Genomic DNA, 19,274 nt, shown 5'->3' on the forward strand with positions numbered 1-19,274 from the left:
ACAATGGATGTTCGCCAATTCGCCTTCCTGGCCCGCCAACCTTCTGCCGCCCTGAAGCGCCGGGACGCGTTCTTCGGCCTGCCCAAGCGCGGGCTGGCGTTGATCCTCGCCAACGCATTGTTCTGGCAGCCGCTGCTGGCCCAGGCCGAGGGCATTGTGGTCAGTGCGCCTGGCACCACCGTGGGCGCGGCGGGCAATGGCGTGCCGGTGGTCAACATCGCCACCCCCAATGGCGCGGGCCTGTCCCATAACCAGTTCAAGGACTACAACGTCGGCCCCAACGGTGTGATCCTCAACAATGGCAACGGCGCCATGGTCAACACCCAGCTGGGCGGGATCATTGTCGGCAACCCCAACCTCAAGGGCGGCGCGGCGAACGTCATCCTCAACGAAGTCAACGGCGGCAGCCCCAGCCAGTTGCGTGGCTATACCGAAGTGGCGGGGCAGTCGGCCAAGGTCATCGTCGCCAACCCGTACGGCGTGACGTGCAGCGGTTGCGGCTTTATCAACACCCCCAACGTCACCCTCACCACCGGCAAACCGGTACTCGACGCAAGCGGCCAGTTGCAGCGCTATGAAGTGGATGGCGGCGCCGTGACCATCGACGGCGAAGGCTTGAACGCCAGCAATGTCGAACGCTTTGACATCATCACCCGCTCGGCCAAGATCAACGCACAAATCAACGCCCGCGAACTCAACGTGATCGCCGGGCGCAACGACGTCGATGCGCAAAGCCTGAAAACCACCGCCCGCGCCGATGACGGCAGCGCCAAGCCCGAGCTGGCAATTGACTCCTCGGCCCTGGGCGGCATGTATGCCGGCGCAATCAAGCTGGTGGGCACCGAAGCCGGTGTGGGCGTGAAGCTCGACGGCACCCTGGCCGCCAGTGGCGGCGATATTCAGCTCGACGCCAACGGGCGCCTGAGCATGGCGCAAACGGCGGCCACCGGTAACGTCAAAGTCACCGCGCAAAACGTCGACCTCACCGACAAGGTCTACGCCAACGGCAACGTGCAGGTCACCAGCGCCCAGGCCCTGGTCAACCGAAAGAGCATCGCCGCCGGCCAGCGTATCGAGATCAACGCGGCCAGCGTGAACAACCCCGGCATCATCGAAGCCGGCGTCGCCGCCGATAACAGCCGCAACACCACCGGCGATCTGGTGGTAAACGCGCAGACCGTCACCACCAGCGGCAACCTGTTGGCCAGCCGCGCCCTGGCGATTACCGCCGCGCAAGCGCTGACCAACCAGGGCGCGATTATTCAGGCCAAGACCGTCGAGGTCAGCAGCGCCAAACTCACTAACCAGGGCGCCAGCGCTCGCCTGTTCGGTGAGCAGAGCCTGGCGATCAACTCGCCGGCCATCGTCAACCTCAGCGGCCTGATCCGCTTTGGCGAAGGCCAAGCCGCCACGCTCAACAGCGCGTCCCTGGACAACCGCCAGGGCCGTATCGAAATGGCCGGTGGCAGCCTGGTGCTCACCAGCGCCGACCTGAACAACAGCGGCGGGCAAGTCATTGCCAACGACCTGACCGTAAACGCCGGTAACCTGAACAACCAGAACGGCGTACTGGTGGCCAAGACCGCGACCGTCACTGCCAGCAACCTCGACAACAGCCTCAAGGGCCTGATCCAGGCCGACGGTGGCGCGCTCAACCTCGCCGTGTCCAACACCTTCAATAACAATCAGGGTTTCGCCCAGGCCAGCACCGATCTGAACGTCACTGCCGGCACCCTCAGCAGCAACGCAGCCGGCGTACTGAGCGCCGACACCGGCAAGCTCACCCTCACCGCCGCGCAACAGCTCAACAACGCCCAGGGCCGCGTGCAGGCCGGGCAGGGCGATATCGAACTGCACACCGCCAACCTGGATAACCAGGGCGGCACCATCGTCGGCAAGCAACTGCTGCTCGACGTGGCTGGCGGCGATATCGACAACCGCGCCGGGCGCGTGTTGGGCGACCACCTCGACGTGCGCGCCTCGGGCCTCGACAACCGCAACGCCGGCCTGCTGGCCGGTGGTGCCCAGGGCGTAAGCCTGCTGCTCAAAGGCCCGGGCCAGTTGCTCAACGCCCAGGGCCGCATCCAAAGCGAGGGCCTGCTGCAACTGCAAGGCGAGCGCTTGGACAACAGCGCCGGCATCCTGCTGGGCCAGACCGTCGACGTCACCGCGCAGACCTTCACCAACAGCAACAAAGGCGCGTTGGTCAGCGATGGCGGCGACGTGGTGCTCAAGGTCAGCGACCTGCTCACCAACGTCGGCGGCCAGATCGACGCGGGCGAACGCAGCGTGCTGGTCAAGCAGCTCACCACCCTCAACAACGACGGAGGCACCCTGCGCGGCAAGCGCCTGGACATCGCCGCCCAGCACCTGAACAACGACAACGGCCAACTGCTGGCCGGCGCCGAAGGCCTGAGCTACAGCGGCCAGGATGTGAGCAACCGCAAAGGCCTGATCCTTAGCGGCGGCGCGCTCACCGAACTGAACACCATCCGCCTGGATAACCAGGGCGGCACCGTGCAGGGCGACAGCCTGAGCGTCACCGCCAACAGCGTCGACAACGCCAGCGGCGGCCTGATGGCCAGCTTGGTCGGCAACCTGAAACTCACCGTAGAAGCCCTGGCCAACCGTGGCGGCAAGCTGTTCGGCAAAGAACAAGTGACCGTCAGCGGCGCCACCCTCGACAACAGCGCGGGCGGCCAGATCAGCGGCAACCAGCTCAACCTGACCTCACGCGACACGCTCACCAACCAGGGCGGCCTGATCGAAGCCAACCAGGGCCTGACCCTCACCGGCGGCAACCTGGATAACAGCGCCAACGGCCAACTGCGTGCATTGGGCGGCGCCAGCAGCAAGCTCAACCTCAGCGGCGCGTTGAACAACCAGAACGGCACCCTCGAATTCGGCAGCCAGGCCTTCAGCCTTGACGCCGCCAGCCTCAACAACCAGAACGGCATGCTGCAACACGCCGGCACCGGCCTGTTCCACCTCAACACCGCCAGCCTCGCGGGCAGCCAGGGCAATATCCAGGGCATGGGCAGCGCCGACTGGGCATTCGGTAAAGTCGACGGCCTGGGCCGCGTGCAACTCAACGACGTACTCACCTACAAGAGCGACCAAGGGCTGGCCCTCAAGGCCGGCGACCGCATGGCCAGCGCCAAGGGCTTGGTCCTCAACGTGGCCAGCCTGGACAACGGCGGCGAACTGCTCAGCGACGGTGACATCAGCATCACCACCGGCGATATCACCAACAGCGGCCGCGTCTCGGCCCTGCAAACACTCACCGTCGCCGCCAACAACCTCAGCCAGAACGGCGGCCGCCTGGCCGCAACCAATGCGCGCCTGACCCTGGGCGGCACCCTGGACAACCTCGGTTTCCTCACCGCCCGCCAGCAACTGGACATCGCCGCCGCACAAATCAACAACCGTGGCACCCTCGGTGCCCAGGGTGCAGTGAACCTCACCGCAGTCAACGGCATCACCAATGCCGCCGACACGCTGCTGTTCAGCGGCGGCGACATGACCTTGCGCAGCAATGGTTTCAGCAACAGCTATGGCGATGTCTACAGCAAAGGCAACCTGAGCTTCGCCGCTCGCGATGGCGGGCGTGCCGTGCTGTTCAGCAACCGCTCCGGCACCGTGGAAAGTGAAGGCTCGATCGGCATCAATGCAGGCTTTATCGAAAACGCCAAAGACGCATTCGAACTTGGGCAAACGCTGACCACCGGCAGCTTGAGTTGGATCTGTGGCCAGCACTGCGGCGAGAGCGACAACTGGGAACGCGGCGAGATCACCATCTACGAAACGTACCTTGAGGCAGCGACCAAGGACTCGGCAGCGGCACGCCTGGTGGCAGGCAAAAACATGCTGCTGCAAGGCGACACGGTGCAGAACCGCTACAGCCTGATGGCCGCCAATGGCGACCTGAGCATCACCGCCGGTGACCTGCTCAACCAGGGCGCCGCCACCCGCACGGGCCAGCGCAAGCTTGTCATCGGCACGCCAGGTCACGTCTCCGACGATTTGTTTGAACGCATGCAATATGTCGACGTGCCCGCGTTCAATGCGGCCACGGCGGCTGGGAATTTCGACAAGGCGCGCTTCGAAGAACTCAAAAGCCGCTCACCCAATAGCCTGCCGTTCGCCTACGCAAGTGACGTGACCACCTGGACCAACAACAGCGGGCCCGGCTACGACGCCACCCTGCAAGCGGGCGGCACGGTCAACCTCAACGTCGCCCGCACCCTGCAAAACGGCACGCTGCACAACAACACCCTGGCGCAGTTGACCGGCACCCTCGGCGACGACCAGACCGGCATCCCCGTTGGCGGCATCAACATCAACCTGAGCAAACACGCCAACGACCCGAGCGCCCAGGCGCCCGGCAGCGTATTGCCCGTGGTAGGCGTGGCCCCAGGTGGCGGCTTCGTGCCCGTGGACTACACCGGCACCGCGTTTGCCCCGGTCGACCCCACCACCTCGCCGACCTTCCAACTGCCCAAGGGCGAGTACGGCCTGTTCGTCAAAAACGCCGACCCTACCAGCCACTACCTGATCGAGACCAACCCCGAGTTCACCTCGGTGTCGGGCTTCTTCAGCTCCGACTACATGCTCGGCAAACTCGGTTTCACCGCCGACAACGCCTGGCGCCGCCTCGGTGACGGCCAGTACGAAACCCGCTTGATCCGCGACGCCGTCCTCGCGCAAACCGGCCAACGCTTCCTCGCCGGCGGCCTGTACAGCGATGCCGACCAGTTCCGCTACCTGATGGACAACGGCCTCGCCAGCAAAGACGCCCTGCGCCTGAGCCTGGGCGTGGCCCTCACCGACCAGCAAGTCGGCGCCCTGACCCACGACATCGTGTGGATGGAAAACCGCGTCATCGACGGCCAGACCGTCCTCGTACCGGTGCTATACCTGGCCCAGGCCGACTCGCGCAACGTGCGCGGCAACAGCCTCATCCAAGGCCGCGACCTCAACCTGGTCACCGGCGGCGACCTGATCAACGTCGGCACCCTGCGCGCCAGCAACAACCTCTCCGCCATCAGCAGCGGCAGTATCTACACCGGCGGCCTGGTCGAAGCCGGCAACAACCTCAACCTGCTGGCCCAGGACAGCATCCGCAACGCCATGGCCGGCGAAATCCGCGGCAAACAAGTCAGCCTCACGGCGCTCAAAGGCGACATCACCAACGAAACCACCGCCATCCAGGTACGTGACGGCGCCGGCATGCGCACCCTCACCGACACCAGCGCCGGCACCATCGTCGCCCGCGAAAACCTCGCCATCGACGCTGGCCGCGACCTCAACAACCGCGGCGCCCTTACCGCTGGTAACGACGCCAATCTCACCGCCGGCCGCGACCTGAACCTCATCGCCGCCAGCGACACCAGCGTCAAACACGAGAGCCGCGACGGCGGCGAGAAATCCACCATCACCACCGACGTCAAAAACCTCGCCGCCAGCGTCACGGCGGGCGGCAACCTCAACATGCAGGCCGGGCAAGACGTCAACATCATTGGCAGCAATGCCACGGCGGGTAAGGACATCAACATCCAGACTGCTCGCGATTTCAACGTTGCGTCCGTTGGGGAGACGCATAAGGTTGAGGGCAGAGAAAAGGACGGGAAGAAACGCATCAAAACGTCGGACGAGCAGGTAACGCAGGAGGCTAGTGTATTGACGGCAGGCAGGGACTTCACCAGTCAGGCCGGGCGTGACACGACACTGGTGGCGAGCAAAATCAGCGCCGGAAATGAGGCGTACCTGTACAGCGACCGTCGGCTGGGTCTGTTGGCTGGGCAAAATAGCGCCTACACCCTCTATGACATGAAAAAGAACAGTGGTTGGGGCAATAAACAGACCCGTCGTGATGAGGTGACGCAGGTTACGCACGTTGGTACTCAAATCACAGCCGGTGGCGACATAGGCTTGATAAGCGGCAGCGACCAGTTATACCAGCGCGCCAATATAAGCAGCGGCAAGGATGTCAACATCCTGAGTGGTGGATCGGTGACATTCGAGGCGGTAAAAGACCTGCACCAAGAAAGTCACACCAAAAGCAAGAACGATTTGGCCTGGACGAGTTCTTCCGGGCGAGGAAGCACTGATGAAACTCTCCGCCAGACTCAGGTTGTTGCACAGGGCAAGTTCGCGATCCAAGCTGTCAATGGCCTGAAGGTGGACCTCAACCATATCGATCAAAAAACTGTTGCTCAAACCATTGATGTAATGGTCCAAGCGGACCCGCAGTTGGCTTGGTTGAAGGACGCCGAGAAGCGTGGTGATGTTGATTGGCGTCAGGTTCAGGAGGTCCACGATTCCTTCAAGTACAGCCACTCGGGCCTCGGGCAGGGCGCGATGCTGGCTATCATTATCGTCGTGACGGCACTGACGGCAGGCGCAGCAAGCGGTCCACTAGGCGCAGCGGCGGGCGCCAGTGCGGGCTCCGGTACAGCCATGGCGGCGGCTGGTAGTTCGGCGATGGTGACGGCGGGCACAGCGACGGGCGTGGCCGCAGCAGGTTGGGGCAACGTCATGGTCACAACCGCGCTTTCTTCAATGGCCGGCACTGCAGCTGCCAGCACAATCAATAACAAGGGCAACCTTGGGAAGGTATTGGAAGATGTAACCAGTGCTGATGCATTGAAAGGCTATGCAACGGGAGCGGCAATTGCAGGTTTTGGTGCGGCATTTACCAATGGCTGGGGACGTGAGTTGACTTCCGACGGTAACTACAAAACGGTGAGCTACGCTGAGCGAGTCAAGGCCTATACAGCGAATACTACGTTGAAAGGTGTGCTGAGCGGTTCAGATAAAAAGTCGTGGCTGACGATTGCGGGTACCGGAGCGATGACGGAGGTCTATGAGTTCTCTGCTGGTCGCGGGCCTGATGTCCGGCCAGGAGTCGATAGGGACACAGGGCCAGCATATGAGGCTGGAGCCGACGGTTTCGTTCCGAGGCAGTACACAGACGATGTGATGCGAGAAGGGAAGAATATTGGTTTAAATAAAGCCATTGAGTGTGAAAGCTTCTATGCGGTATGCCATGGGACCCCCATCAGCAATATGCTCAATCAAATACCTGGGTTTAATGCGTTTGCCACGCTGCATGATGGATGGATGATTGACCTTGAAGCTTATAAAGCCGCGCCAATGTCATTGTTTGAAAATTTGGGCAGTATGCCTCCAGCTCTAATGACTAATTACGGTGCTTTATATGACAAGTATCGGCCACAAATAGAATCGGAGAGAAAGCGTGAGCAAAATTAGCGTAATAATGGTAGTTGTATTTCTGATTGCGGGTTGCGCGCCGTCACGGTCTGCGTGGGTATCCAGTAAAGATGGATGGGTAGGTACCACGTTTGAATCTCACGTATACAGCATTTGCTCGCGCACGCCCCATACATGTACTGAGCCATTTTGGTCCCCCGCTAACAAAGAAAAAACGTTCGATAGGGTAGTAAAAGAAAGCAGCGGGACGCGCTACTACATAACCTGGATTAGGAATTGTCGCTATTCGGTGCTTGTGTCTCCGGAAAGTAGGATAGTGTCATGGAAGTATGAAACTAATAACTTAGAAAGTTGCTATTTGTTTTAGGGTGATATATATAAAGAAAAAGGGCGAATTTATTTAGGCTGGAGTTGGAAGGCCTATTAAATAAATCTGTCTCCTTTTGTTATAGCTCTGGTAAAACTGCGGGGGCGGACATGTCCATGACGGTCGCAGGAAAAGATGTATGCGGTTTCTGCAAAGGTGACATTGCTGCTGCCGCAGAAAAAGCTGAGTTGAAATCGCTCACCGTGAAAGCTATAGATGATAAAACGGGACTTCCGAGAAACTATTACTGGGAGACAGGCATGAAGTCCATTAAGGAGAAAATAGATGATAATTGGAGGGTATACACTTAATCCTGAACACGGTAGATTGCAAATCCCTCTTGTTCGCCAACCGTCCCTGGAAGATGTGAAGTCCATTATAAGCAAGTATAGAAAATTTGACGGTGTCGCTTCGTTGTCTATTTCACCGACGCCTGAATATGGACCGTATGAAATCAATCTTTACGCTGATTCTGGAAATTATCTTTTGATGCTAAATCAATACCTTAAAGATGGTGAGCACGTCGTGCGTACTCTTAATAATACGTCGATGGGGACAAGTTCAGTTGAGATTTTGGGCGACTATTACCCGGCGAGTTTCATAACTAGAGATATAGGTGTCGTTACTTCTTGTTTTCAAGAGTTTTTGAATTTTGGTGATGTGAGTTCGTTCGTCTTGAGTGCATAGAAATAATAAGAATGTAATAAAAGAGTAAAGGGGGGCAAATTTATTTTAATTCGAGATGGCGGTAAAGCCCTATTAAATAAATCTGTCCCCTTTTGTTCAATAGATATACTTAATGAGCCAAATATCAGAAATATTTCTGTAAGGGTGGCACGGTGATGACCACATATAAACTCGAATTTCGACATAGACCTAGTGTTTCAGAGTCTATCGAAGAGAGGCATAAAGATTTTTTGAGAGCTATAGGCGATTTGGGCGTTCCGTGGAATTTGAACGATGCCTTTGACGTCCCCCCTATTGGAAGCGAGTTGGTGACCTCGGTGTCATTGGATAAGCTACTTCCAGTCGGCGTTAAAGGTCGAATTTCATATGCTCTGCGAGATCAGAAGTATCTCCAAGATGATGCGCAGTTTGATGATACGCTATTTATTGAATTTAAAGACTCCAAAGTCGACTATTTATATTTGTTGAAGATTGTTTTTCCTGTTTATATAAAGGCGTTTGGCTCCTATCGCTCAGCTTTACATGATTGGAATGTTACGAGGAGCGATTGGCCTTTAGTGTTGGAAGCTTGTGATGCTACGAAAAAAGACGTTAACGGTAGGGATGGCGTTTTTCGTATAAATGCGGCGAATTATTTCGATAAGGAATTGTGTTTTCGCGCCTTTGGAAAAGGGTCGCGTGAACTTGTCGGTTTGTTGAATGGTTATGTAGAAGAAGTGTGTGAGTTTGAAGAGGGGGTTTTGATTGTAATTAGTTATACTCCGCTTTCTGCCGACGAACTACTCAGTGCGGGTGATCGACTAAAGAGCTTAGTGGTTTGATTTTTTTGTCTGGTCAAATTGGTTGATATATTACAGTTTTGATTAGGCTTGGTTGAGTTGGTGTAAAGGTTCTGTTTTGGTGGTTCTTTAACAAAATGGTTTCTTGTAAGTCGGTCGGGCAGTTATGAGTTAACTGCCCAGATTCTGCTTTAGATCTTCGCGTTTAATTTTCGTCCAGTAATATCCAGCAGATCACACCCGTCCCTCAGCGGGATAGCCAGAAATAGCGCAAGAACATGCAACATAATCGCACAATTGCTGATCTTCTCCCTAAATGCCAGTTATTAAATAGAACTGTCCCCTTTTCATTCGCGATGGTGAGAAGGTCGGAATTAAGGTGGTGAACTAATGGCTAGGTTTAGAGAAATTATATATTTGTCTTATTCGCAATTTTGCGTGTTTTTGAGTTCGCTTGATCAGCCGTACAATGATTGGAGTGTTCGTGGTTATGCGCAAAGATTTGCGTGGAGGTTAGGGAGTGTCTCTTTTAGAGCTTTGGTTGACGAAGGGTACCATATAATTAGCCTTTTCATTAACGAACAAGTGCCCGCTATAAGCGCAGACGTGGTTCGGGCCTTTAAAGTTCCCTTCTCGGTGATAGATAGAAATATTGAGGTTGGTAGTATTTCGAGTACGGTTCCTCTAGAACTGCCTGAAGGAGATTATTCTCTTCAGGTCGCATTTATAAGACCCTCCTCAAGTGGAGTGTATGAAATAAATGTCCATTTGAATTTAGGGGGCTGCGATTTTGAGGTGTTGAGAGCTGACGCCGAAATTGACGAGCAAGGTGAGTTTGATATCGATGCGGTTCCTGCGAAATAAAATTTCGGAGAAATGGGGGCGGATTTATTTTAATTCGAGATAGCGGTAATAAAGCTTATTAAATAAATCTGTCCCCCTTTTGTTCAAAAAAGGAGCTGAATAGTGCATTCCGTACCGCTAGAACATGAGAAGCAAAAATTGATTTTCTACGTGGCTCAGGACTTAGATCAGTCTATTAGATCTCATGTGCAGCAGCTTGTGAATGAGTTCGCCGCGTCAAGAAAATGGAGCATTGCCCCGCCAACCTTTATTGACGCGATAGACGAAGGGGGCGCGGAAGTAGTGGGTGGAATGTTGGAGATTTATTCAGCGCTGCAACCAAGCATACTCTCCGTTGATATGGATTCGAAAAATCTAGATGAAGTAGAAGAAATAATCTGCACTGTAAAAAAGTTATCTGAAAAACAAAATATTTCTTTTGAATTTCAACTGGATACAACTTATGTTGGCGCCATTGATGATGGTGTTATTGATCGAATCTTGCTGGAAGGACTGCTCGTCCCGTGGCGAAATCATATCAAAGGGAAAAGTTGAGCTGGTGCAAAGATAAGAAAAGGGCATAGATTTATTTTGATTCGAGATCGCATAAAAACCAATCAATGGTTGAAGGGAGCCATACATAATGACTGATGAAACAAAAAAGGGATTTTGGCGTTGGGGTTTTGCATTGTTGTTTGTTGGTATAGCGGCGGTCTTGATAAAACAAGCAACAGAAGAAACGCCTGAGCCTAGCAAACCAACCTTCCTTAGTGACTTGATAATCGTCACCGCGAGGACGCACGCGCGTAATTGGAAGGTTGACAAAAATACAGAGCTTGTTCGTATGGAGGCGACTAATAGTCATACTATAACGGTTTATTATTCTTTATTGAATTATGATTCTGATGTTTCTAGTTTTAACTTGGAAGCTACCAAATCAGCAGTTGTAAATATTTTTTGTGATCCCAAAAATTTTGAAAAACAATCCATTTTTTCGCTGGGCGGTACTTACGTTTATGTTTTTGGTAGCAAAAATGTAAAAGAAATTGGCCGATTTGAATTTAACAAAAAGAATTGTGAAGGTTCTTTGTAAACGCTTGGTCATCAAGGCGGAGCAGTGCGAAAGGGCAGGTTTATTTAGCCTTTACCCTCCCCGCACGAGGCCAAAGCGGGCGACACAAAGGCCGCCCGGTTTTCACTCAGGACGGATCGGCATTAAGCCTGCGACTGATGACATCCAGCAAATCACACCCATCACGCAGCGGAATGGCCAGCAAGTGGGCGAAGTCTGAAAGTACTACGGCATCGCTGCTGAGTTGTTCGCGGAAGGCCAGGTTTTCCAGCAGTTGGGTGACGGCCCGAATGCGGTGCACGGCGGCGTCGTGAAGGACGTCGAGAGGTGCCTGGGTGTCGATGATCAGGGCTGGGACGGTGCAGTCGTGGCCGGTTAGGGGCATGTATCTATTCATGGTACAACCTCGGTCAGTAAGTGAGGCTGTCACTTGTCGTCGCCAAACGAATGGGTGACAGCTGTACGCAGGTTGGCGAACCGGGACCGAGTTCCGGCAGACCCGAAGGTCTCCCGCGCACAGCTGCCATAAAGCAGCAATGCGGGTACGGAAGCCCCTGCAAGCAAGCAGAAAGCTTTCGCATACGGTCAACGGATCGCCAAATCCGATCGCCCTGTTGGGCGACGGCCGGACTATAAGCCCCTGACCCAAACCCGCGCAAGGCATCACAGCAATGGCACAATGCCTCGCGCCATGCCACTCATTGCCGACACAACGGCGATGACCAACGCATCAAAAAATGAGATCGCGCCATCATCGGCACTCTCAAAACCGCTCCACCGTTACCCACAAGGAAGAAATACATGATCAAGTTGTTCTGCAAAGCCGCTGTTGTTCTGTCCCTTGCCACGCTGTTTGGCTGTTCCTCTACGCCGTCGGTGGAGAAGATGCAGGCTGACGTGGCGAACTATTCGCTGCCCAAGGCTGCCGTGGCTGATAAAGGCCTGGTGTACGTCGTGCGCCCGAGCAACGTAGGGATGTTGGTGCGGTTCAACGTGTTCCTGGATGACAAGGAAGCCGACTCGGAGATGGGTTACAACCGTGGTAACCAGTACATCTATTTTTTCGTGACGCCGGGCAAGCACGTGATCAGCTCCAAGGCTGAAAACTGGGCGGATATGCCGATTGATGTAAAGGCGGGCGAGGTGGTTTACCTCAAGCAGGAAGTCGAAATGGGCTTCGCCGTGGCGCGTAACAGCCTCAAAGCGCTGAGCGAAGTCGAAGGCCGTTATCTGGTCAAGGATGCGTCCTTGGGCACCATTGCCAAAGAAAGCAAATGAGTTGAGCCAGTGTGTCGGCAGGGTCCAGGCCCTGCCGGCTTCTCGTATTCACTGCAAACATTAAAGGACTGATGTGAAAAACCTCCTCCTCATTCTCCTCACCACCCTCATCCTCGGCGGCTGCGTCAGCCACCCCCTCACTCCCGAAAACCGCGCGCAGATCAAGACCGTCAAAGTCCTGCCCGTGAAGTGGGAAAAGAACATGGTGTACTTCGGCCGTGAACAAGCGTGGGGCGCCGCCCTGGGTGCCGGGGTTGGTGCGGGTGTTGGCATGGCCAGCGGGGCGTCCAAGCTGGGTACTGCGGCGTTGAGTGGCGCCGGGTTTGCCGGCGGCATGAAGCTTGGGCAATTGGCCGAGATGCCGACGCCGGTGGCTATTCTGACGGTGATGGAGGCGGAAAAACTCGATGTAGGCGTGTTGCTCAAGCAGGGCTTTGTCGATGAGTTGGGCAAGACTTCGACGCTCAAGGTGGTCGGCGACGATGAGCCCGCTGATGCGCAGATTCAGCTGACCGTGTCCGAGTGGGGCTTTCGCCTGACCCAAGGTTTCAGCAGTGTGATTTATCCGACCCTTAACGTGTTAGCGCAGATGGATCGCGGCGATGAAATGATCTGGCGCACCTTTGAAGCGGTTACGCCGTTCAATGGTCAGAACGTTTATGGCTATACACCGTTAACCTACCGCACGGACCCTGAAGCCTTGCGCCGGGCGTTGACCGGGATTACGCAGATTTCTGCGCAGTACCTGGTGAAGGAGCTCAAGTAGGGATGTGCGAAGGCTGGCTGTTGTTGGTGTAATGCCAGTGAGTTAAGGATTTTTTTGTAGGAGCGAGCTTGCTCGCGAAAAACCTACAGGCGCCGCGTTCATTCAGAAAGCACGCGTTATCGTTGACGTTTTTCGCGAGCAAGCTCGCTCCTACAGTAGGCGTGTGCTTATGAAGGCCGTGTGTCGGTTGCTGTACTGGCGCTTTCGCAGGCAAGCCAGCTCCCACACTTGAGCTTTGTTGCTTCGAGTATTGCGATCGGCAGGAGGGTAAGCCTCCCCACCTATGGCCGAAACACCTTGAGAACCGCTCTCAACCCCGTAAAATGCCGCAGCCGTTGTATCACAGTCTTTCAGGGAAGAATTCAGGCCAGCACGTTTTCAGGCTGCCTTTCTCCTTGGAATACCCAGCAACGCTGATTTCCTCACCCAAGGAGCACCCTGTGAAAACACTGTCCAAAATCCTGCTGTCGGGCCTTACCGCCGCGGCGCTGTTGACCGTGGCCGGTTGTGCCACCGAGAGCAACCGCGCGATGCCGGTGGAGCAAGTCGCCAGCGCCCACGTGGCCTATTCCGGCGTGCGTGTGCCGATTGCCGTGGGCAAGTTCGATAACCGCTCCAGCTACATGCGCGGCATCTTCTCCGATGGCGTTGACCGTCTCGGCGGCCAGGCCAAGACCATCCTTATCACCCACTTGCAGCAGACCAACCGCTTCAGCGTGCTGGACCGCGACAACATGGGCGAAATCTCTCAGGAAGCCAAAATCAAAGGCACCGTGCAGAAGCTCAAGGGCGCTGACTATGTGGTGACTGGCGATGTGACCGAGTTCGGCCGCAAAGAAACCGGCGACCGCCAGTTGTTCGGCATTCTCGGCCGTGGCAAGACCCAAGTGGCCTACGCCAAAGTCGCGTTGAATATCGTCAACATCAACACCTCCGAAGTGGTGTATTCCACCCAGGGCGCCGGTGAGTACGCGCTGTCCAACCGTGAAGTGATCGGCTTCGGCGGCACCGCCAGCTACGACTCTACCCTCAATGGCAAGGTGCTGGACCTGGCCATGCGCGAAGCGATCAACCGCTTGGTCGACGGCATCAACGCCGGCGCCTGGAACCCGCGTAACTGATCAGCCACACCACAAGGAGCAGTACACGGATGAGCAACGCAGTGAAATTGGCGCTGACGCTGGCAGCAGTCGCAACGGTAGCCGGGTGCCAGACGGCGCCCCAGCCCCTGTATCAATGGGAGAGCTACCAGCCGCAGGTTTACGAGTACTTCAAGGGCGAGCCCAAGGAAGCACAGGTGGAAGCACTGGAGCGCGATCTGCAGAAGATCAACGCCAGTGGCCGCAAGGCGCCGCCGGGTTACCACGCGCACCTGGGCATGCTGTACATGAACATGGGCAAGGATGACCAGATGGTGCAGGAGTTTCGCACCGAGAAGGCGCTGTTCCCTGAGTCTGCTGCGTACATGGACTTTCTGTTGAAAAACGCCAAAGCCGGAGTCGCCACCAAATGAGCCTGTTAAAACTCACCGGCGCCTTGCTGGCCCTGGCGTTGCTCGGCGGTTGCGCCGCCCCCAAGACGGTTGATTATTCGGCGTACAAACAGGCGCGGCCCAAGTCGATCCTGGTACTGCCGCCGATCAATGAATCGCCGGAAGTGCAGGCGTCCTACAGCCTGGTGTCGCAAGTCACCTACCCGCTGGCCGAAGCCGGCTACTACGTGTTGCCGATTGCCCTGGTGGACGAAACCTTCCGCCAGAACGGCCTCACCACCGCCAACGATATCCAGGCCGTACAGCCGGCCAAGCTGCATGACATCTTTGGCGCGGACGCGGCGCTGTACATCACCATCAGCGAGTACGGCACCCAGTACATGCTGATCTCCAGCGACACCTCGGTGACGGCCTCGGCCAAACTGGTGGACCTGCGCACTGGCACCACCCTGTGGACCGGTTCGGCGCGGGCGTCGAGCGAGGAGGGCAACAACAACGGCGGCGGCCTGGTGGGCATGCTGATCACGGCGGCGGTCAAGCAGGTGATCAACAGCTCCACCGATGCGGCGCACCCGATTGCCGGTATCACCAGTGCGCGCTTGCTGTCGGCAGGGCAACGCACCGGCATCTTGTACGGCCCGCGCAACCCGAAATACGGCACGGACTGATCAGCGGCAACCGGTAAACCGCGTCACCTCTGACGACGGTGCTGTTGGATCAAGTCGATGCGGGTGGCCGTGCCCATGGAGTCGCGTTGCCCGTTCACGTGGGTGCCGATGGAGCCGTTGTGCAAGGCAACGATTTCGCCGGTGTCGACGCTGATCAGCGGTGAACCGGAAGTGCCGGGTTTCTTGAAGGCATCGTGGTAGACCGTGCCCTGATAACGGCTGTCCTGGTCGTATCCCTTGAGAGTGGTGGGTTGGCCCTCGGCATTCAGAAATGAAATGCCGAGGGCCTCTTGCCCATGGTTGGGCATAAAGACTTTCTGCCCAGGCGATGCTTGGGGGCCGGAGGCCAACTTGAGTGGCCGGAACTGCTCGGCCAAGGCTTTTTTCTCGCCGGCGGGCAAGTCGACACGCAGCTCGGCGTAGTCCAACCGTGCGTCGCCACTGAGCGGGTTGGGGTCCAGCGGCACTTTGCGCTCTACCTTCATCCGGCCAGTACTGTCTTGCTCATACCCCAGCCAAAGCTCGAGCTTGCTGCCTTTGGCCAGCGCATCGCGCACATGTTGGTTGGTCAGCACGCTGTTGCCATCGTTGATCAGCGAGCCGGTGCCCAACGAACGGGTATGCACGCGTTCGTAGCCCCATGAGTCACGTGTAATGCTCACTTCGCGAATCGTGCCCACGGCCCTGGCGGCGGTATGCATCGGCGTGCCCTTAAGGGATGCGTTGGCGTAGTTCTGCAAGGAGAACGGTGCCTGTTGCGGCGCGGATGTTGGCGTGGTGTGGGGCTTGTACGGTGCCACATCCGCTGGCGACGGCGGCCGCGGGGTTGGCGCTTCAGGCGTAACCCGGGCGGGTGGGGTTGGCATACGGTTCGGTTGGGAGGCTCGGCTGATCACGTCGTCTGGCTTGATTGGCCCTTGGCTCTTGATATACAGGTCGGCTTGGCCCGAGCCGTTCAGGTCAATGGCCAGGCTGTGCTGGCGCGTGTTCGGGTCATAACCGAGCAACGCCTCGCCCGGCCGGCCGCTGAAACGGCGCACAAACTGCAGGTCCTTGATACCGGCGGCCTGCAGCGCGTTGGACACATCGATCTTGTCCTGCCCACTGGTGAAATCGGTGATCAGGTCGGGGTGCTGTTGGGTCGACTCGCTGGCGTTGTTATACACAAACGTATCCTTGCCCAGCCCACCGGTAAGGGTGTCCTGGCCCAGGCCACCGGTCAGGCGGTTATCAGCGTGGTTACCGATAAGTCGATCTGCGCCCGTGCCGCCGATGGCATTTTCCAGGGTCACGCCTTTGGCAATGGAGACGTTGCCTTTCATGCCACCGACATCGGAGAAGTGTTCAGCCTTCAAGTTGATGGTCTGGTCCTGATGAAACTGCGAGAAATCCAGGGTGTCGTTGCCGCCCCCATCCCACACGCTGAACACGGGCGCGTCGTCCGCTGAGTTGAGGCTGAGGAAGTCACGCCCGGTATTGGAGTTGAAGCCGTAGACCGTGTCGGTGTCGCGGTTTTTGTAATTGGCACCGTAGAGCTTTTGGATGGCCGTAATGTCGTCCATCAGCGGCGCGCTGGCATAGTGGGTTTGGCCGCTCTTGTTGTGGTCATGGCCCAGGTGGCCGGCCCACCAGTAACTCATTAGGCTGTAGGCGCGATTGTCCTCGGCGTAGCTGGCATTTTCAGCGTAGCTGCCGCCGTTGTTGTATTTGCCAGGATGCATGAGCCCCAGGGTATGGCCGATCTCATGGACTAGCAGATACCGGCTGAAACTACCGTGAGTGAAGGGGCGATTGTTGCCGCCTGAGGCGAACCAGGCTTGTGTGCCGTCGCTATAAATGCCTGGATAAGACGCATACCCTGCCAGGCCAGTCTGCGGGTCATTGCCCAGTAAAATTTGCCCTTTGAGATCGGGCGCATTTTCGGTGAAGGACACATTGGCGACATCTGCCCAAGACTGCATGGCGCGCCAGGCCTGTTCTTTTTGAGAGTGGGAGAACTCACTAGCGCCGCTGGGTGTGTTGTAAGTGCCTTGGGCGGGTGTGAAAAAGCGATAGCCGATAGGTGTGGTGCTGTCCTGGTTTCGCTCTTTCCAACGATAGCCGGTTCGGGTGATTTGCTCTGCCGCTTGCTCAGTGGTGTAGGACGGCTTGTCTGAGGCGGCCCCTGCATAGCTGGGCCGTTCGACGAGAGGCTCATAGCGGTTTGTGGGGTTGTGCCTTACAGAGTTCATCGCGTTTTCCCTGATTTAAAAGCCTCCAAAGCACTCAAGAAACAGATTGTCCTGATAGGGAGGCGAACCCTCGATATGTGGTTAGTGGTGAAAACGGGTTCAGCCGGTTGTGTCTCTAAGTGTGACGCAGCGACCGGAGGCAGAAGTAACCGTGTTTAACCCGTACGGGTGTGGCGTTACGTCTGAGCTGTTGAACGGATCATTCATTCCCGAGGTTCAGCCCATGTCCCGCCCGCTGCTCTTGCTGCGTCCTGCTGCCCAATCTTTTGCCATAACGCTGCTGGTGGCGCTCGGCGGTTGTGGATTGCCGTCCTCCCCCGAGGTCGGCAAGCCCGTCGCTGAGTTACAAAGTGCGCCGGCCCAGGGCGCTCTGGTCAAACGTAGTGCGATGCCTGCACCGATGATGGTGCGGGAGATGGCAACCCTGGCTGAGCGCAGCGAACCCCGCGAGCAATACGCCAACCTGCCTGACAACCCCGTGCATCGTGTCGCCGAAACCCCGGTCTCCACCTTCAGCGTGGATGTCGACACGGGCAGCTACGCCAACGTACGGCGCTTCCTCAACCAAGGCCGCCTGCCGCCCGAAGGCGCGGTGCGATTGGAAGAAATGGTCAACTACTTCCCCTACCACTACGCCCTGCCCACCGACGGCTTACCCTTTGGCGTCACTACCGAAGTGGCCGCCACACCGTGGAACCCGCGCACCAAACTGCTGCGCATCGGCATCAAGGCCTCCGATAAAACCGTGGCCGAACTGGCGCCCGCCAACCTGGTGTTCCTGGTGGACGTGTCCGGCTCCATGGACCGCCGCGAAGGGTTGCCTATGGTCAAAAGCACGCTGAAATTGCTGGTAGATCAACTGCGTGATCAGGACCGCGTGTCACTGGTGGTCTACGCCGGTGAATCCCGCGTGGTGCTCAAGCCCACCTCCGGGCATGACAAAGCCAAGATCCGCAACGCCATCGACCAACTCACCGCCGGCGGCTCCACCGCAGGCGCGTCCGGCATCGAACTGGCCTACCAGCTGGCCCGCGAAGGCTTTATTGCCAACGGCATCAACCGCATCCTGCTGGCCACCGACGGCGACTTCAACGTGGGCATCCGCGATTTTGACAGCCTCAAGCAAATGGCCGTGGCCCAGCGCAAAAGCGGCGTATCCCTGACCACCCTCGGCTTTGGCGTGGACAACTACAACGAACACCTGATGGAGCAGCTCGCCGACGCGGGCGACGGTAACTACGCCTACATCGACAACCTGCGCGAAGCGCGCAAAGTGCTGGTGGAGCAACTCAGTTCCACCCTGGCCGTGGTGGCGCGGGATGTGAAACTGCAGGTGGAATTCAACCCGGCCCAGGTCAGCGAGTACCGCCTGCTGGGCTATGAAAACCGCGCCTTGAAGCGTGAGGATTTCAACAACGACAAGGTCGACGCCGGCGAGATTGGCGCAGGGCACACGGTGACGGCGCTTTATGAAATCGTGCCCAAGGGCGAGAAGGGCTGGTTGGAGCCTTTGCGATACGCCGCCGCGCCTGCGACCGAAGGCAAGTCCGATGAGCTGGCGATGCTGCGGGTGCGCTACAAGCCCGCTGCGGGCGGTAACAGCCAGTTGATCGAACGCCCCATCGCCAATCAGGCCACCCCAGCCAGCGACGACCTGCGCTTCTCGTCTGCCGTGGCCGCCTTCGCCCAACAGCTCAAGGGCGATGGCCGCTACACTGGCACCATGAGCTTGCAAGACACCGCCAAACTGGCGCGCTCGGCCCGCGGCGATGACCCCTTCGGACTGCGCAACGAATTCGTGCAACTGGTGGAGTTGGCCCAAAGCCTCAAACCCTGATCTCGCTCACAACCGAGATCA

General features: G+C 57.3%; 15 protein-coding genes. 13 read left to right on the plus strand and 2 right to left on the minus strand.

The window, feature by feature from the left end:
- Window positions 1-3: 3 nt before the first annotated feature.
- The 7 genes from PSH76_RS00810 to PSH76_RS00840 all read left to right on the plus strand — a co-directional run bounded on the left by PSH76_RS00810 (window position 4) and on the right by PSH76_RS00840 (window position 11,002).
- Window positions 4-7,272 (plus strand): filamentous hemagglutinin N-terminal domain-containing protein, encoded by a 7,269-nt coding sequence (locus PSH76_RS00810; protein ID WP_305493449.1) that lies wholly within the window; start codon window positions 4-6, stop codon window positions 7,270-7,272.
- A gap of 438 nt (window positions 7,273-7,710) precedes the next feature.
- Window positions 7,711-7,911 (plus strand): hypothetical protein, encoded by a 201-nt coding sequence (locus tag PSH76_RS00815; protein ID WP_084570995.1) that lies wholly within the window; start codon window positions 7,711-7,713, stop codon window positions 7,909-7,911.
- A complete protein-coding gene (locus tag PSH76_RS00820; RefSeq protein WP_156995558.1) occupies window positions 7,886-8,287 on the plus strand; it encodes a hypothetical protein in 402 nt (133 codons plus the stop codon). Before PSH76_RS00815 ends, PSH76_RS00820 begins: the two co-directional genes overlap by 26 nt.
- A 155-nt stretch (window positions 8,288-8,442) precedes the next feature.
- The gene (locus tag PSH76_RS00825) at window positions 8,443-9,108 is read left to right on the plus strand and encodes a hypothetical protein (RefSeq protein ID WP_305493450.1); all 666 of its coding nucleotides are present in this window, start codon (window positions 8,443-8,445) and stop codon (window positions 9,106-9,108) included.
- Window positions 9,109-9,456: 348 nt separating this feature from the next.
- On the plus strand, window positions 9,457-9,930 hold the full coding sequence (comJ, locus tag PSH76_RS00830) for a competence protein ComJ (protein WP_305493451.1): 474 nt from the start codon (window positions 9,457-9,459) through the stop codon (window positions 9,928-9,930).
- Window positions 9,931-10,032: 102 nt separating this feature from the next.
- Window positions 10,033-10,464 (plus strand): hypothetical protein, encoded by a 432-nt coding sequence (locus tag PSH76_RS00835; RefSeq protein ID WP_098949884.1) that lies wholly within the window; start codon window positions 10,033-10,035, stop codon window positions 10,462-10,464.
- A gap of 88 nt (window positions 10,465-10,552) precedes the next feature.
- The gene (locus PSH76_RS00840; protein WP_169918256.1) at window positions 10,553-11,002 is read left to right on the plus strand and encodes a hypothetical protein; all 450 of its coding nucleotides are present in this window, start codon (window positions 10,553-10,555) and stop codon (window positions 11,000-11,002) included.
- 106 nt (window positions 11,003-11,108) lie between these two features.
- Here the strand turns inward: PSH76_RS00840 and PSH76_RS00845 are convergent, their stop codons facing one another.
- Window positions 11,109-11,366, minus strand: coding sequence for a hypothetical protein (locus PSH76_RS00845; protein WP_005783616.1), 258 nt, complete (start codon window positions 11,364-11,366; stop codon window positions 11,109-11,111).
- A gap of 500 nt (window positions 11,367-11,866) precedes the next feature.
- Here PSH76_RS00845 and PSH76_RS00850 point away from each other — a divergent pair, with 500 nt between their 5' ends.
- From PSH76_RS00850 to PSH76_RS00870, 5 genes are all read left to right on the plus strand, one after another.
- The gene (locus PSH76_RS00850) at window positions 11,867-12,259 is read left to right on the plus strand and encodes a DUF2846 domain-containing protein (protein WP_169913177.1); all 393 of its coding nucleotides are present in this window, start codon (window positions 11,867-11,869) and stop codon (window positions 12,257-12,259) included.
- Between the two features lie 73 nt (window positions 12,260-12,332).
- Complete coding sequence (locus PSH76_RS00855; protein WP_003187502.1) at window positions 12,333-13,025, plus strand: hypothetical protein; 693 nt, start codon at window positions 12,333-12,335, stop codon at window positions 13,023-13,025.
- Window positions 13,026-13,465: 440 nt separating this feature from the next.
- Complete coding sequence (locus PSH76_RS00860; protein ID WP_005783620.1) at window positions 13,466-14,146, plus strand: CsgG/HfaB family protein; 681 nt, start codon at window positions 13,466-13,468, stop codon at window positions 14,144-14,146.
- 29 nt (window positions 14,147-14,175) lie between these two features.
- Window positions 14,176-14,538: a DUF4810 domain-containing protein gene (locus PSH76_RS00865; protein ID WP_305493452.1), complete on the plus strand. Its 363-nt coding sequence runs from the start codon at window positions 14,176-14,178 to the stop codon at window positions 14,536-14,538.
- Window positions 14,535-15,185, plus strand: a complete 651-nt coding sequence (locus tag PSH76_RS00870) for a DUF799 domain-containing protein (RefSeq protein WP_005783625.1) — start codon at window positions 14,535-14,537, stop codon at window positions 15,183-15,185. The genes PSH76_RS00865 and PSH76_RS00870 overlap by 4 nt, the downstream gene beginning before the upstream one ends.
- A gap of 23 nt (window positions 15,186-15,208) precedes the next feature.
- Here PSH76_RS00870 and PSH76_RS00875 read toward each other — a convergent pair whose 3' ends face one another.
- Window positions 15,209-17,416, minus strand: a complete 2,208-nt coding sequence (locus PSH76_RS00875) for a M10 family metallopeptidase C-terminal domain-containing protein (protein WP_305493453.1) — start codon at window positions 17,414-17,416, stop codon at window positions 15,209-15,211.
- Between the two features lie 223 nt (window positions 17,417-17,639).
- Here PSH76_RS00875 and PSH76_RS00880 point away from each other — a divergent pair, with 223 nt between their 5' ends.
- The gene (locus PSH76_RS00880) at window positions 17,640-19,253 is read left to right on the plus strand and encodes a VWA domain-containing protein (RefSeq protein WP_305493454.1); all 1,614 of its coding nucleotides are present in this window, start codon (window positions 17,640-17,642) and stop codon (window positions 19,251-19,253) included.
- The last annotated feature ends 21 nt before the right edge of the window (window positions 19,254-19,274 follow it).

The sequence above is a fragment of the Pseudomonas sp. FP215 genome (assembly GCF_030687795.1).
Taxonomy (GTDB): Bacteria; Pseudomonadota; Gammaproteobacteria; order Pseudomonadales; family Pseudomonadaceae; genus Aquipseudomonas; species Aquipseudomonas salmasensis.

Coding starts and splice junctions, on each gene's coding strand:
- PSH76_RS00845 (WP_005783616.1), bottom strand. CDS start 11,366: ATGCCCCTAACCGGCCACGACTGCACCGTCCCAGCCCTGATCATCGAC.
- PSH76_RS00870 (WP_005783625.1), top strand. CDS start 14,535: ATGAGCCTGTTAAAACTCACCGGCGCCTTGCTGGCCCTGGCGTTGCTC.
- PSH76_RS00810 (WP_305493449.1), top strand. CDS start 4: ATGGATGTTCGCCAATTCGCCTTCCTGGCCCGCCAACCTTCTGCCGCC.
- PSH76_RS00865 (WP_305493452.1), top strand. CDS start 14,176: ATGAGCAACGCAGTGAAATTGGCGCTGACGCTGGCAGCAGTCGCAACG.
- PSH76_RS00825 (WP_305493450.1), top strand. CDS start 8,443: ATGACCACATATAAACTCGAATTTCGACATAGACCTAGTGTTTCAGAG.
- PSH76_RS00875 (WP_305493453.1), bottom strand. CDS start 17,416: ATGAACTCTGTAAGGCACAACCCCACAAACCGCTATGAGCCTCTCGTC.
- PSH76_RS00840 (WP_169918256.1), top strand. CDS start 10,553: ATGACTGATGAAACAAAAAAGGGATTTTGGCGTTGGGGTTTTGCATTG.
- PSH76_RS00815 (WP_084570995.1), top strand. CDS start 7,711: ATGTCCATGACGGTCGCAGGAAAAGATGTATGCGGTTTCTGCAAAGGT.
- comJ (WP_305493451.1), top strand. CDS start 9,457: ATGGCTAGGTTTAGAGAAATTATATATTTGTCTTATTCGCAATTTTGC.
- PSH76_RS00850 (WP_169913177.1), top strand. CDS start 11,867: ATGCAGGCTGACGTGGCGAACTATTCGCTGCCCAAGGCTGCCGTGGCT.
- PSH76_RS00880 (WP_305493454.1), top strand. CDS start 17,640: ATGTCCCGCCCGCTGCTCTTGCTGCGTCCTGCTGCCCAATCTTTTGCC.
- PSH76_RS00820 (WP_156995558.1), top strand. CDS start 7,886: ATGATAATTGGAGGGTATACACTTAATCCTGAACACGGTAGATTGCAA.